The organism is Collinsella aerofaciens (assembly GCF_020181355.1).
In the GTDB taxonomy this organism is placed as follows: Bacteria; Actinomycetota; Coriobacteriia; order Coriobacteriales; family Coriobacteriaceae; genus Collinsella.
In genome coordinates, this window is record NZ_CP084004.1 from 778,000 (window position 1) to 791,372 (window position 13,373).

Annotated in this window: 12 protein-coding genes; 11 read left to right on the top strand and 1 reads right to left on the bottom strand. The window is 56.9% G+C overall.

The genetic code is table 11. From position 1 onward, the window contains the following. The first annotated feature begins 1 nt into the window (after window position 1). The 6 genes from LCQ44_RS03375 (at window position 2) to LCQ44_RS03400 (ending at window position 8,592) form a co-directional block, all read left to right on the top strand. Entirely contained in the window at window positions 2-967 is a 966-nt protein-coding gene (locus LCQ44_RS03375) for a hypothetical protein (RefSeq protein WP_006235822.1), read from the top strand. Between the two features lie 207 nt (window positions 968-1,174). Then, window positions 1,175-2,614 (top strand): glutamine-hydrolyzing carbamoyl-phosphate synthase small subunit, encoded by a 1,440-nt coding sequence (carA, locus tag LCQ44_RS03380; RefSeq protein WP_225094060.1) that lies wholly within the window; start codon window positions 1,175-1,177, stop codon window positions 2,612-2,614. A gap of 1 nt (window position 2,615) precedes the next feature. Next, the gene (gene carB, locus LCQ44_RS03385) at window positions 2,616-5,930 is read left to right on the top strand and encodes a carbamoyl-phosphate synthase large subunit (protein ID WP_225094061.1); all 3,315 of its coding nucleotides are present in this window, start codon (window positions 2,616-2,618) and stop codon (window positions 5,928-5,930) included. A 550-nt stretch (window positions 5,931-6,480) separates the two neighbouring features. Beyond that, window positions 6,481-6,957 (top strand): PTS sugar transporter subunit IIB, encoded by a 477-nt coding sequence (locus LCQ44_RS03390; RefSeq protein ID WP_195361676.1) that lies wholly within the window; start codon window positions 6,481-6,483, stop codon window positions 6,955-6,957. 14 nt (window positions 6,958-6,971) lie between these two features. Continuing rightward, window positions 6,972-7,748, top strand: a complete 777-nt coding sequence (locus LCQ44_RS03395) for a PTS mannose/fructose/sorbose/N-acetylgalactosamine transporter subunit IIC (RefSeq protein WP_225094062.1) — start codon at window positions 6,972-6,974, stop codon at window positions 7,746-7,748. Next, window positions 7,732-8,592, top strand: a complete 861-nt coding sequence (locus LCQ44_RS03400; RefSeq protein WP_225094063.1) for a PTS system mannose/fructose/sorbose family transporter subunit IID — start codon at window positions 7,732-7,734, stop codon at window positions 8,590-8,592. The genes LCQ44_RS03395 and LCQ44_RS03400 overlap by 17 nt, the downstream gene beginning before the upstream one ends. On the opposite strand, the gene LCQ44_RS03405 is transcribed toward LCQ44_RS03400, so the two are convergent. After that, complete coding sequence (locus tag LCQ44_RS03405; protein WP_195239959.1) at window positions 8,589-9,344, bottom strand: GntR family transcriptional regulator; 756 nt, start codon at window positions 9,342-9,344, stop codon at window positions 8,589-8,591. The genes LCQ44_RS03400 and LCQ44_RS03405 overlap by 4 nt on opposite strands. 124 nt (window positions 9,345-9,468) lie before the next feature. On the opposite strand from LCQ44_RS03405, the gene LCQ44_RS03410 reads away from it, so the two are divergent. The 5 genes from LCQ44_RS03410 to LCQ44_RS03430 all read left to right on the top strand — a co-directional run bounded on the left by LCQ44_RS03410 (window position 9,469) and on the right by LCQ44_RS03430 (window position 13,357). Then, complete coding sequence (locus LCQ44_RS03410) at window positions 9,469-10,536, top strand: alpha/beta hydrolase (RefSeq protein ID WP_225094064.1); 1,068 nt, start codon at window positions 9,469-9,471, stop codon at window positions 10,534-10,536. Window positions 10,537-10,869: 333 nt separating this feature from the next. Continuing rightward, a complete protein-coding gene (locus LCQ44_RS03415; protein ID WP_195239955.1) occupies window positions 10,870-11,190 on the top strand; it encodes a type II toxin-antitoxin system prevent-host-death family antitoxin in 321 nt (106 codons plus the stop codon). Next, window positions 11,187-11,537 carry a type II toxin-antitoxin system RelE family toxin gene (locus tag LCQ44_RS03420; protein ID WP_195361675.1) on the top strand — a complete coding sequence of 117 codons (351 nt, stop codon included), beginning with the start codon at window positions 11,187-11,189 and terminating at the stop codon, window positions 11,535-11,537. Before LCQ44_RS03415 ends, LCQ44_RS03420 begins: the two co-directional genes overlap by 4 nt. A 320-nt stretch (window positions 11,538-11,857) precedes the next feature. Beyond that, window positions 11,858-12,322 (top strand): 5-(carboxyamino)imidazole ribonucleotide mutase, encoded by a 465-nt coding sequence (gene purE, locus LCQ44_RS03425; RefSeq protein ID WP_006235810.1) that lies wholly within the window; start codon window positions 11,858-11,860, stop codon window positions 12,320-12,322. Between the two features lie 36 nt (window positions 12,323-12,358). Beyond that, window positions 12,359-13,357 carry a class B sortase gene (locus LCQ44_RS03430; protein ID WP_225094065.1) on the top strand — a complete coding sequence of 333 codons (999 nt, stop codon included), beginning with the start codon at window positions 12,359-12,361 and terminating at the stop codon, window positions 13,355-13,357. The last annotated feature ends 16 nt before the right edge of the window (window positions 13,358-13,373 follow it).

The window sequence follows — 13,373 nt, forward strand, 5'->3', positions numbered from 1 at the left end:
TATGGCTGACAAGAACCCTTTGACTCCGGAAGAAGTGACGGAGTTATTCTCCGAAATCGATGCATCCGGCGTCTTGGATCCTACGCTTGCCAAAAAGCGTACCGAGCGCATGCGTGAGAAGGAGGCTGCGGCCAAGCGCGGTGACAAAGCGGCGCTAGCACAGCTGCGCAGCGAGGACCGCGCGAGCCAGGCAAAACATATCGACCCGCTGTCCGAGGACGATCCTTCGGGCTCGCAGGTGAGCCATACCATTACGAAGACCGCGATGGCCGTGGTCATCGGTATTTTGGTGCTGATCGTGGGCATGCAGATCGGCTACGGCGTGATGCGCCGTCTGAATACCGCCAACCTGTCCGAGAGCGTTTCGGTTGATACCGTTTCTACAGCACTCAAGGGTGGACTCGAGTGGGGCAACGGCTTTACGCAGTTCCCGCTCGACTTTACCGTCGATGAAGCCGATGAGCGTACGGGCACGGTCGAGGTGACGGTGTTGGACACATCGTCTGCCAACGAGCTCGAGCTGCTGTCCAACGGGCAGATCCAGGCCGCGGCGCTTGCGACCAACGCGCTGCTCAACGACAAGATCGACCGCGTGGTGTATAACGTTCACGCCTATATCGACGAGGATAGCAACATTCAGCACGATTCCTTCTTTGGCATGTTCCCCGCGCGGGGCCACCAGAGCGCCATTTTGACGTTCGTGTGGACCAAGAGCTCATCCAACGCCACGAGTATCGACTGGAAGATGCGCATCGTGAGTATGGATGACACCATCGCCGAGCGCATTCAGAAGCAGGTGAACTCGGTGTCGTCGTTGATTGAGGACCCGGTGGTGAGCCAGACCAAGATTGACGAGGAAAAGGCCGAGCGTGACCTGGAACATCGTCTGCATGGCCGCGAGATTTTCCGCGGCGGCAAGCCCGATCGCACACCGTCCGAACTGCTGGAGCAGGACAAGAAAAAATAAGAGACCATCATCCCGCGTGAGCCACAAGCCCCGCGGGATGATTTTTTAATCCCCGTCCCAGAGAAATCATTATGCATAGAAAGTCATAATTATCATTTCGTAAACATTTCGATGAAATTAACGCCATGAGGCATGCTTGCGGTTACAATACCGCGAGGCCTAACTACACACCTTTAAGCCGGTCCTGTGAGACCGGGAAGGAGAATTATGGCGAACAACCATACCGCGGGCGCTGCCGCCCGCACCTTCGCGCCCAGCGAGCTTTGCCAGCGCATGCTGGCCAAAACCAGCAAGGGCACCTGCGGTCCCTGCATCCTGTATCTTGAGGATGGGACCATTTTTTATGGACGTGCATGCGGCGCCGAGGGCACCGCGACCGGCGAAGTCTGCTTCAACACCTCGCTCGAGGGCTACTTTGAGGTCATGACCGACCCGAGTTATGCCGGCCAAATCGTAACCATGACCTATCCGCAGATCGGCAACTACGGTATCGACGAGACCGACGTCCAGTCGGCCTTCCCCGGCGACGCCGTGCGCCCTGCGAGCGCTCCGGCCATGCGCGGCATGATCGTTCGCGACATGTGCGCCACGCCTTCTAACTGGCGCTCGGCCCTTAGCGTGCCGGAGTACCTGCGCGCTCACGGCATCGTCGCTATCGAGGGCGTCGACACCCGCGCTCTGGTGCGCCATCTGCGCGACAATGGTTCCAAAATGGGCATTATCTCGACCGAGATCTTCGACGTCGACGAGCTTGCCGAGCGTCTGGCCGCAGCGCCCACGCTGGTAGGCGAGAACCTGGTCAAGACCGTAAGCTGCCCCGCGCCTCACGAGTTTGTGGCCGCCGACCTGCCTGCCACGCATGACTTTGCGCTTTCGGCTGCCGCTCCTGCCCGTCACAAAGTGGTCGCCTACGACTGCGGTGTGAAGCGCGGCATTCTGGAGGGCCTGGTGCGCGCCGGCTGCGATCTTACCGTCGTGCCGTGGGATACGCCCGCGAGTGAGGTGCTCGACATGAATCCCGATGGCGTCTTTTTGTCCAACGGCCCCGGCGACCCCGACGCCGTGGTGGAGACCTACGAGCAGGTGCAGCAGCTGATCGGCAAGGTGCCGGTCTTTGGTATTTGTCTTGGTCACCAGATGATCAGCCTGGCCTGCGGCGCCCAGATGGAAAAGCTTAAGTTTGGTCACCGCGGTGGCAACCAGCCGGTCATGAACCTGGTAAGCCGTCGCGTGGAGATCACCGCACAAAACCATGGCTTTGGCCTGCTGTTCCCCAGCCTGGGCAAGCTTGTCCCCGAGCTTTCCGGCGGCGAGACCGAGCATGCGGCCGATGGAGATCTGCGCGTCTGGGTGCGCCGCGGAATCGCGCCGGTCGTGATGAACGAGCGCTTTGGCCGCATTCGCCTGACGCACGTGAACCTCAACGACGGCACCGCCGAGGGCATCCAGCTGCTCGACGCTCCGTGCTTCTCGGTCCAGTACCACCCCGAGGCCTCGCCTGGCCCCACCGATGCCCACTATCTCTTTACTGCCTTTACGCGACTCATGGACGGCGAGGAGAACTACCTGGACATCGATACCGCGAAGGACCGCCTTGCCGGCTGGAACTTTGCTGAGTCCGAGACCGCTGAGACCGAGGAGAACTAACATGCCGAAACGTACTGACATCAAGCGCATCCTCGTCATTGGCTCGGGCCCCATCGTTATCGGCCAGGCCTGCGAGTTTGACTACTCCGGCGCCCAGGCCTGCAAGGTGCTCAAGGAGGATGGCTTTGAGGTCATCCTGGTCAACTCCAACCCGGCGACCATCATGACCGACCCGGGTCTTGCCGACCGCACCTATGTCGAGCCCATCACCGCCGAATTTATCGAGCGCGTAATCAAGAAAGAGCGCCCGGACGCGCTGCTGCCCACGCTGGGCGGCCAGACCGGTCTGAACGCCGCCGTCGAGCTGGCAAAGGACGGTACGCTCGACAAGTACGGCGTCGAGATGATCGGCTGCGACCTGGCCGCTATCGAGCGCGGCGAGGACCGCAAGCTCTTTAACGAGGCCATGGCCGAGATTGGCCTGGAGGTCGCGCGCTCGGGCTATGCCTACAGCGTGGCCGACGCCGAGGCTATCGCCGAGCGCGTGGGCTATCCCTGCGTACTGCGCCCGAGCTTTACCCTCGGCGGCGCCGGCGGCGGCATCGCGCATACCCACGAGGAGCTCGTCTCCATCGTGAGCCAGGGCCTGGAGCTCTCGCCCGCCCACGAGGTGCTGGTCGAGGAGTCCATCGAGGGCTGGAAAGAGTATGAGATGGAGGTCATGCGTGACCACGCCGGCAACGGCATCATCGTGTGCTCCATCGAGAACCTCGACCCCATGGGCGTGCATACCGGCGACTCCATCACCGTGGCGCCGGCGCAGACCCTCTCCGACCTGGAGTATCAGCGCATGCGCGTGGCCTCGCTCGCCATCTTGGAGAAGATCGGCGTCGAGACCGGCGGCTCCAACGTGCAGTTTGCCGTGAACCCCCAGACCGGCCGCCTGATCGTCATCGAGATGAACCCGCGCGTGAGCCGCTCGTCCGCGCTGGCCTCCAAGGCCACGGGTTTCCCCATTGCCAAGGCCGCCGCGCGCCTGGCTGTGGGCTACACGCTTGACGAGATCGTCAACGACATCACCAAGGCTACGCCCGCCTGCTTTGAGCCCACAATCGACTACTGTGTGGTCAAGGTGCCGCGCTTTGCCTTCGAGAAGTTCAAGGGTACCGACCCCACACTCACCACGCGCATGAAGGCCGTGGGCGAGATCATGGCGATCGGCCGCACCTTTGAGGAGGCCTTTGGCAAGGCTATGCGCTCGCTGGAGGATGGCCACCAGGGCATTTGCGCCGGTGGCAAGGAAGGTGCCGATAAGCTGAGCGACGACGAGCTTGCTCAGGCCGTGGCAACCCCGAGCGAGCATCGCATCTTCTTTGTGGTCGAGGCCCTGCGCCGTGGCTGGGACATCGTTCGCATCCATGCCATCTGCGGTATCGACCCGTGGTACCTCAACCGTATCAACGATATGGTGCAGGTCCAGGAGAGCATCCGCGGCCTGCGTGTGGAGGATATCGACGCCGACGCGATGCGCCTGCTCAAGCAGTACGGTACGAGCGACGCCGAGATCGCCGCGCTGACCGGCTCGGACGAGCGCTTTGTGCGTGCCTATCGCAAGGGTCTGGGCGTGGTTCCCAGCATGAAGACGGTCGATACCTGCGCTGCGGAGTTTTCGAGCGCCACGGAGTACCACTACAAGACGTACGAGAACATCTACCGCACGAGCCCGGATGCCAAGAAGTGCGTGGCTCCCGATGAGACCACGCCGGCGGACAAGCCCAAGGCGATGATCCTGGGTGCCGGCCCCAACCGTATCGGCCAGGGTATTGAGTTCGACTACTGCTGCGTGCATGCGAGCTATGCGCTGGCGGCCCGCGGCTTTGAGACCATCATGGTCAACTGCAATCCCGAGACTGTTTCGACCGACTACGACACGTCCGACCGCCTTTACTTTGAGCCGCTCACCTACGAGGACGTCATGGACGTTATCGACGTTGAGCGCCCCGATGGCGTCGTGGTGACGCTTGGCGGCCAGACCCCGCTTAAGCTGGCGCGCATGCTCGAGGAGAGCGGCGTGAACATCATGGGCACCAAGCCCGATGCCATCGACTTTGCCGAGGACCGCGAGCGCTTCGCCGCTCTGCTCGACAAGCTGGGCATCATGTACCCGCCGGCGGGCCAGGCCATCTCGTTTGAGGAGGCCGAGGTCGTAGCCGCGCATATTGGCTACCCGCTGCTGGTGCGTCCGAGCTACGTGCTGGGCGGCCGCGGCATGATGATCGCCTACGATGGCGAGCATCTGCGCGATTACATGGCCGAGGCCGCGCGCATTAGCCCCGACTACCCGGTGTATCTGGACCGCTTCTTGGAGGGTGCGATCGAGTCCGATGTCGACGCCCTGTGCGATGGCGAAGAGGTCTACATCGGCGGCATTCTGGAGCATATCGAGGAGGCCGGTATTCATTCCGGTGACTCCGCGACCTGCATCCCGCCGTTCAGTTTTAGCGAGAGCCTGCAGACAAAGCTTCGCGAGACCACCCGTCGCATCGCGATGGCGCTGGGAGTCCGCGGTCTGGTCAACGTGCAGTATGCCATCAAGGGCGAGACCGTTTACGTGATCGAGGCCAACCCGCGTGCCAGCCGTACCGTGCCTTTCATCTCCAAGGCCACCGGCGTGCCGCTGGCCAAGTGCGCGGCGCGTATCATGGCAGGCGATTCCATCGCGAGCCTGGGCCTGCCGAGCGACGAGCGTCAGCTGGACTGGTTCTGCATGAAGGAAGCCGTTATGCCCTGGGGCCGTTTCCCGGGCGCCGACGTTATCCTGGGGCCCGAGATGAAGTCTACGGGCGAGGTCATGGGTATCGCCAAGAGCTATCCCGAGGCATATGCCAAGACGCAGCTGGCGATTGACTACAAGCTGCCCGACCCGAGCGCCGGCAAGGTGTTCATTAGCGTGTGCGACCGCGACAAGCGTCATATCCTTTCGGTCGCGCGTATCCTGCGTTACCTGGGCTTTGACATCTGCTCCACCGAGGGCACGGCGCGCGTGCTGCGCGGCGGCAACGTGACCTGCGAGGTTGTGGAGAAGATCAGCGGCCCGCACGACGGCGAGCGTCCCAACATCGGCGACCTCATCGCCGATGGCAAGATTGCGGTGATCATTAATACGCCATACGGCCCGAGCTCGCGTGGCGACGGTTATCTGCTGCGCACCGAGGCCGTGCGCCGCGGCGTGACCTGCGTGACCGCGATGTCTGCCGCCAACACGTACGTGAGTGCCATCGAGGCCGTGCGCGAGGACCAGCAGGGTCACGGCAGCGCCAACGACATGGGCATGGACGTCATCGCCCTGCAGGACCTGCCGCAGCACACGGTGTAGTTGACCTGGCCGGCCGGGGCGGCAGCCGGACACTTTCTCTCGGAAACTGGGCTTCGCGAAGTTTTCCGAGAGAAAGGACCGCCTCCCGCCCCGGCCTGCGGTGATTCAATAGCACCGTGTGCTGCCGAAGGGGCTTTGCGCGATGACTAGGGCTGAATAGAAAATGAGTGCGGGCGCCGTCGTTCATTCGAACGACGGCGCCCACGTTATATAGGAGGGACTTTCAGCCTCGTCAACCTCCCATTCCAAACCAAATCAGCCAACGTACGTCATGGCAATATCCGGTAGGTCGCAGGGTGTCCCGCGGCGGGCTGGGTTATTTAGCTGAGCGACTTTGCGAAGCAAGGGGAGCGAAGATAAAAACCCAGCCCGCCCCCGACGCACTGTGTCTAGACGGATTGCACCTTCCCCTGTTTCTAGAGATAAATACCATTTAGCGGTGATATTCAACCGTTCAAGATATTGTGTAATGGCATATTACGTCATATGACGTAATATGCCATAAGCAGTCAAGGATGATTGTCTGCGTTCAAGTCGAGAAAGGGGCAAAATGATTAAACTGTGCCGCGTCGATAGCCGGTTAGTGCATGGGCAGACCGTGTTCTCTTGGTATCCAGCGCTTAAAGCAAACGCTATTCTTGTGGTTTCAGATGAGTACGCCGCAAGCAAAGAGCGAATTCAAGCGCTGCGAATTGCAAAACCCGCTGATGCCAAATTGGTTGTCAAAAGTGTAGAAGATTCCATCGTGGCCCTTAACGGAAGCGCGGTGGATAAATACGAGCTAATTGTTGTTACGGGAAATGTACATGACGCCTGTGAAGTTGCGCGTGCGTGTCCAAAAATAACGTCTGTGAATTTAGGCGGCGCTCGACCGTTGGGGGATAGCGTAAAGGAGCTTGGCCCTGCTGTGCGCCTTTCCCAATCCGATATTAATGAAATTAAGAAAGCCATGGCTGATGGAATCGAGTTCGAGGTAAGGCAGGTTGCTAGTGAGAAAAAACGCATCGTAACAAGTTTTGATTTGTAGGAAGAGAGAGAAATATGCTGCTTCAGGCTTTTCTGGTTGGTCTTGCTGCTGCTATAGGTCAATCGGATTATTTGCTCGGTACCGCGATGGTCGAGCGTCCGATTGTCCTCGGAGCGATTGTCGGTATTTTTTTGGGTGATATTCCGACTGGCGTTATTGTTGGTTTCCAGCTCGAACTCGCGTTTATGGGGGTCTGGCAGGTTGGTGCTGCCGTGCCGCCCAACGTAATTGTTGGTTCAGTTTTGGGAACAGCCTTTGCGATTACTATGGGTGCGGGTCCCGAGACCGCTCTGACTATTGCTATGCCCACTGCGGTGCTTGCCGGCATGTTTGACAGCCTTATGTATAGCGTTGTTACGCCTCCTATGGCTGTCTGGGCTGATCGTGGTGCCGAAAAGGACGACCCCAAAACGATTGCAGCCGCTATGTGGACCAATGGAATTCTCTACATCATTGCGCTTGGCTTGATTTGCGGCGTGGCTTTTTACGTTGGAAATGATGCTGTTCAGGCGCTGATTGACGCCATCCCTGATTGGCTTACGAATGGGCTTACGATCGCAACGGGTATTCTGCCCGCGCTTGGATTTGCGCAGCTTATGTCAATCCTGTCCACCAAGGAGCTGAGCTTCCTATTCTTTGGAGGCTTCTTGCTGAGTGCCTATCTAAATATTTCGACGATCGGTATCGTGGCGTTTTCGCTGATCCTGATTGGGATCCTCAATATGGCTCACATTTTTATGCCTGCCAGTGCGGCGGTCGCTAAGGAGGTTGACGATGACAACGAATTCTAATGATGTTCTTGAGCTCTCGCCGGAGTCAAATAAATCGACCGATAAGAGAATAACCAAGAAAGACTTAAAGGCGTTATTTTGGCGTAGCTTTCCACTCAACATCATGTGGAGCTTTGACCGACAAATGAACGTTGGTTTCTGCTACGACATGATTCCGGTAATCAAGCGGTTATACGATAAGCCCGAAGATCGGATCGAGGCATATAAGCGTCATCTTGAGTTCTACAATATTCAAGTTACGTTTAATCCTCTGGTCGCCGGCATTGTGGCCTCCATGGAGGAGGAGAACGCCAACAATCAGGACTTTGACGCCGCCTCAATTAACGCCATGAAAGCATCGCTTATGGCTCTGCTTTCCGGTATTGGAGATTCGCTGATCGCCAGTACGCTTCGCATGATTGCGACGGGCGTTGTGACGGGACTTTGCCTTTCGGGCAGTCTGCTCGGCCCAATCCTGTTCCTGCTTCTTTATAATGTCCCAACGATCCTGATCCGCTGGTTTGGGCTTCAGTATGGTTATTCGCTTGGCAGTGGCATGATTTCAAAGCTGAACGATTCTGATGTAATGCGCAAAGTTACGTCCGGCCTGGCGATTGTGGGACTAATGGTAGTTGGTGGAATGGTAGCGACCACCGTTGCAGTTACCACTTCGCTCGCTCTTAACTTCGGCGACACCGCGTTTAAGTTGCAGGAAACGCTCGACGGGATATTCCCGGCTCTTTTGCCGCTCTGCGCGTTCGGAATCATGTGTCTTTGCAATAAGAAACAGGTCAAAATAATTTGGCAGATTGTGGGCATTCTCGCTGCTGGTATTGTGCTCGGCGTCCTGGGGATTTTGGGCTAGAGAAGGCGTCCATCTTTTGAGATGCTGAACTCGAAGGACGATGCGTCTGCTCGCCAAACGGTTTTTGAATAGTGGAGCGGCATCTCATCGCAGGCATATGTGACGTGCTCGACAACGCTCACGGGGGCTCCAACGATATAACCGAGAAGGCTTGCTTCTTGGAGCCCCGCTATTCCTGCGGTGATTTTGAGCTTCTCAATACCGGTTGCGATGCTGTAATGGTTGGCGATCAGGTCGAAAAGACTGGCATTGTCTGTGAGAAGCTCCAGCAGTCCGGGTAGAGTGCTCTGCGTTGCATAAACGGTGTCGATGGCGCAGGGGGCATTTTCGATATAAACCAAGCGCGCAACTCGTTGCACTACGGTTCCGTTGTCAATTTTGAGCTCCCGTGCAATGTGGGCATCAGCCTTGATTAAGCCTGTTTCCAAGATGGACTTGGTTGTTTTATCGCCGTATTGGGGGTCGGCGCTCAAATTGAAAATGGTGCTTGTTCCTCGTTTCAGGGTGAGCTTCGATGGGTTTACGAATGTTCCCTTGCCTCGCAGGCGGTAGAGCAAGCTTTGGTCAATGAGATTCTGTACGGCGCGTCTTACGGTGATCCTGCTTACTTTGTATTGCTTGCAAAGCTCGGTTTCGGTGGGAATCTGACTGCCGCCGGGGAGTTCGCCAGAAACTATTTTCTTGAGGATGTCGTTTTCAACGGTCTGATAGAGAAGTTCTGGCTGAGTGAACTCGTCTTTTGCTGCAGGCATGGTGGACCCCTTGGTTTTCAGTTTCTTTAGTACATAGATATACGACAACTGAGGACATCATAAGCCGTTATCTCAAAAGTTATGGAAATATCGATTTGGCGTTATTGCCGAGAGGGGATTTAAGATGGGTAGACAATACGACGAGGCGTTGATTGGTGCCATTTCCAGTCGCTCGTTTATAACCGAGAAGAGAGGGCTCGAGGTTCAAATTCGTCCGGTTCCTGATGATGAAAGAGAGCATGTGCTTGACCCACGAATTCTCGAGGTATCCCGCAAGAAGATGCGGAATGTTAGCATGTCTCCGAGCTGGACGAGCCTTATTGGAATGCGTCATCGCCCGGATAAGCCGACATACCGCCTACTCGATGGTGAGGTTCAGCGCGATGAGATCCTCATGGAGGCGGCCGATCGCTATATAGATTTATTCGTCTGGACGCCACCAAATCATAAGGAGGCAAGTCCGGCGCTTGTTTACCTGCACGGCGGCGCGTTTATGGCGGGGAATGTTCTGCAATTTGAACATCAGCTCGAGTTCATCGCCGAAAAGTCTGGTGCAGTGGTGGTTTATCCGGAATACCGCTTGGCGCCGGAGACGGCATTTCCGGGGCAGATCGAGGATTGCGTTCTTGCTCTTGATTATGTGCGCGAGCATGCCGCGGATCTCGGAATCGATCCTCATAAAATAATGGTCGCCGGCGACTCCGCGGGAGGAAGCCTTGCTAATGCGTGTGTTCAGCTCAGGGGTGCTGGAGCTGTAGCCCATGCCTTCGAAATCTATCCTGAAGTCGACCTTGCGGGCGAACAGGGCGAGGGATATGAGGATTTTCCTGCGATAGCCGATCAGGAGGACGTTGCGCGTTTTCGCATCGACCATCTTCGCGATTCGGACGGTCCGATGGTCGAACTTTGCGCACACGGAAAAATGTCTCCTCATGACCCGTTGATTTCTGCGCTAATGCTTGAGGACTGCACTGATTTCTCCCCGGTGACTATCGTGACATCCGAATACGATCCGCTTCGTATCCCCGATGAAAAATGGGCTACAAAATTACGGTCTTCAGGAATCGATGTTGAGGTCATCGAATATGCCGGGTGTGACCATGGTTTTTTCGATCATTTTGGCGTGTACCCGCAATCGGAAGACGTGTGTTTGTTGATGGCCGAGAAGCTTAAAGAAATGGCTGCACAATAACGTCTCTCGGCGATAAGGGACTGAAGTCGCCTGTGTTTCTGCGTTTGTGGTTCTCGGTCTGATTATAAAAATGAGGCTTGCTCCTTGCCCGAGTGGGTGGGGAGCAGTTTGTTTTTTGTAGCGATGCGAGGCGAATGCCGCGTGCTTTAGATTGCCATTTTGCTTCGCTGTATACCACTTGACGTAATAAAAGAGGCAAGGGCGGTGCGAGGGCCAACAGTCATTCTAAGCTCGGATTCGTATCCTAAAAGGTTGTTTCTGTTGCGCGGCACAATATAGCAAAAAAGAATGATAAAATGAATTCGAAAAAGAATTCATTTTTAGGAGGTATGTATGCCTGCCTTGCAGATGCTCGACAACCTTGTTCCAATTAGCGATTTCAGCCACGGTAAGGGCTCGGCTGCCTTTTCGAAGGTTGGGGACGACAATCCTGTTGTGGTCCTCAAACACAACAAGCCAGCATTTGTGATTGTGACACCCGATGAATACAGGGAAGCGAAGCAAGCGGAGGAGGACCTCGCCTTGTTAACGTTGGCGCTTAAGAGAGTGGCTGCGACAGGTGACGATGCGCTTGTTTCCCTGTCTGATGTTATGGAAGAGCTGGGTGTGAGCCAGGACGAACTCGATCAGATGGATGAGGTCGAGTTTGAATGAGTGGGTACGAAGTCGCTTTCTACCCAGATGCTCTCAAGGATATTAAGCGTCTGGACGGCTCCCAACGAAAGATTGTCCTTAAGGCTATAGAAAAAATCAGAACGAACCCATTGCCGCAGAACGAGGGTGGATTTGGCAAGCCTCTTGGAAACAAGGCGGGTACGGATTTGACTGGCTTTATGAAAATCAAGCTCAGGGGAAGTGGCATTCGAATCGTGTACCGTCTCATCAGAATTAAAGAAAAAATGGCCATCGTAGTGGTAGGCGCTCGCGAAGACATGGAAGTCTACCGAACTGCTCAGAGACGAACACTCGATTTCGAGAAATGGGCGGAAGAGAATATCTAGCTTTAACGATGAACGACGAGTGAGCGTTGGTAGGGCCCTGACGAATTAGATTCGTCAGGGTTTTTTCTGGACCAATTGCCTTTCAGCCTCCGTTAACCTTTCTTTCCAATTCATCAGCCAACGTACGTCATGGCAATCCCCGGTAGGTCGCAGGGTGGCGGCTGAGCCTTTCCCTCGGGAAACTTCGCGAAGCCCAGTTCCCGAGGGAAAGGCTCAGCCGCCACCACAAAGACCGCAGGGACGGGAGCGGCTATACTACTCTCAGTAGTTAAGGGTCGCGGATCCGCCGCGTCACCGCTCTCAACAGGAGGTCTTTGTTTATGGCAGATCAAAAGCCGGTTGTCGGGATCATCATGGGTTCCAAGTCCGATCTGGGCGTTATGGAAGGCTGCACCGCCGAGCTCGAGGCGCTGGGCGTGCCCTATGAGCTCGTCATTGCGAGCGCACACCGCACGCCGGCGAAGGTCCACGAGTGGGCTTCGACTGCTGCCGATCGCGGTATCAAAGTGATTATCGCCGCCGCCGGCAAGGCTGCTCACCTGGGCGGTGTCGTGGCTGCGTTTACGCCGCTGCCGGTCATCGGCGTGCCTATGAAGACGAGCGATCTGGGTGGTATGGACTCGCTGCTGTCGATGGTGCAGATGCCTTCGGGCGTGCCCGTTGCCTGTGTGGCCATCAACGGTGCCAAGAACGCTGCCATTTACGCCACGCAGATTCTGGGCGCATGCGACCCCGAGTACCGCAAGGTTATCGAGAAGATGAAGCAGGAGATGGCTGACGCCTAAGCGCTCTGCCAGTCCATTTGCAGCATAAGGAGAGCCATGTCCGACTATCAGGGAAAGCGTTTTTCGGCTTCTCGGATTCCCGATCCAGCCAAGTCGGGAGCAGCCCGCGCGCCGCAGCAGGGTCGGACATCCTCTCCTCAGCAGTCACGTGCGCCGCGCCCCGTGACGCCGGCGAAGCATCGCCGTCAGGATACACCTGCTGCATATCGCCCTTCGTCATACAGTACGGCCAAGAAGTCACCTCGCTCTTCGGCGCATGCCGCGCCATCGAGCTATACCGAGCCGCCGCGCAAAAATCGCCGCTCCGTCATTCCCATTCTGCTCATCATCATCGGTATTGGCCTGATCGTTGCTGCGGCCGCTATCTTTATCAACGCGCAGATTGGCTACAAGCAGGCGAGCGAGTCGTATCAAAAAATCGAAAAGCAATATGTGAGCGACAAGGACGCCAGTGGCGTGCCAATTATCGACTTCAATGCGCTTGCCCAGACAAATCCCGAGGTTGTGGGTTGGATTTACGCGCCCGGCACCAACATCAACTACCCCGTGGTGCAGACCAACAACAACTCCAAGTACCTCAACACGCTGTTCGACGGCACCGCCAATGCGTCGGGTGCCATCTTCCTGGATAGCGACGACACCGCGCCGGGCATGGTGGATCAGCAGACCACGATTTACGGTCATCACATGAACGACGGTTCGATGTTCAACGTGATTTCGGATACGACCGATCAAGCGACGTTCGACAGCATGGACTACGTGTACTACATCACACGTGACGCGACGTATAAGCTGCGTCCGCTGGCGACCAAGGTGGTCGAGGACACGTATGCCAAGGCGCGCACGCCCAACTTTGAGGGCGATGACGGACTGAAGAATTATCTGTCCGAGATGCTCGACGGTGCCTCTGCCGTGGCGAGCGATGCCACCGATCGTGCCGCTTCGGCAACCAAGGTCGTAACGCTTGTGACCTGCCGTTCGCTGTCATTTAGCAATACGCGCGCCGTCATGGTGCTCACGCCGGTCGAGGAATAAAGTGTCCGGGCCCCGT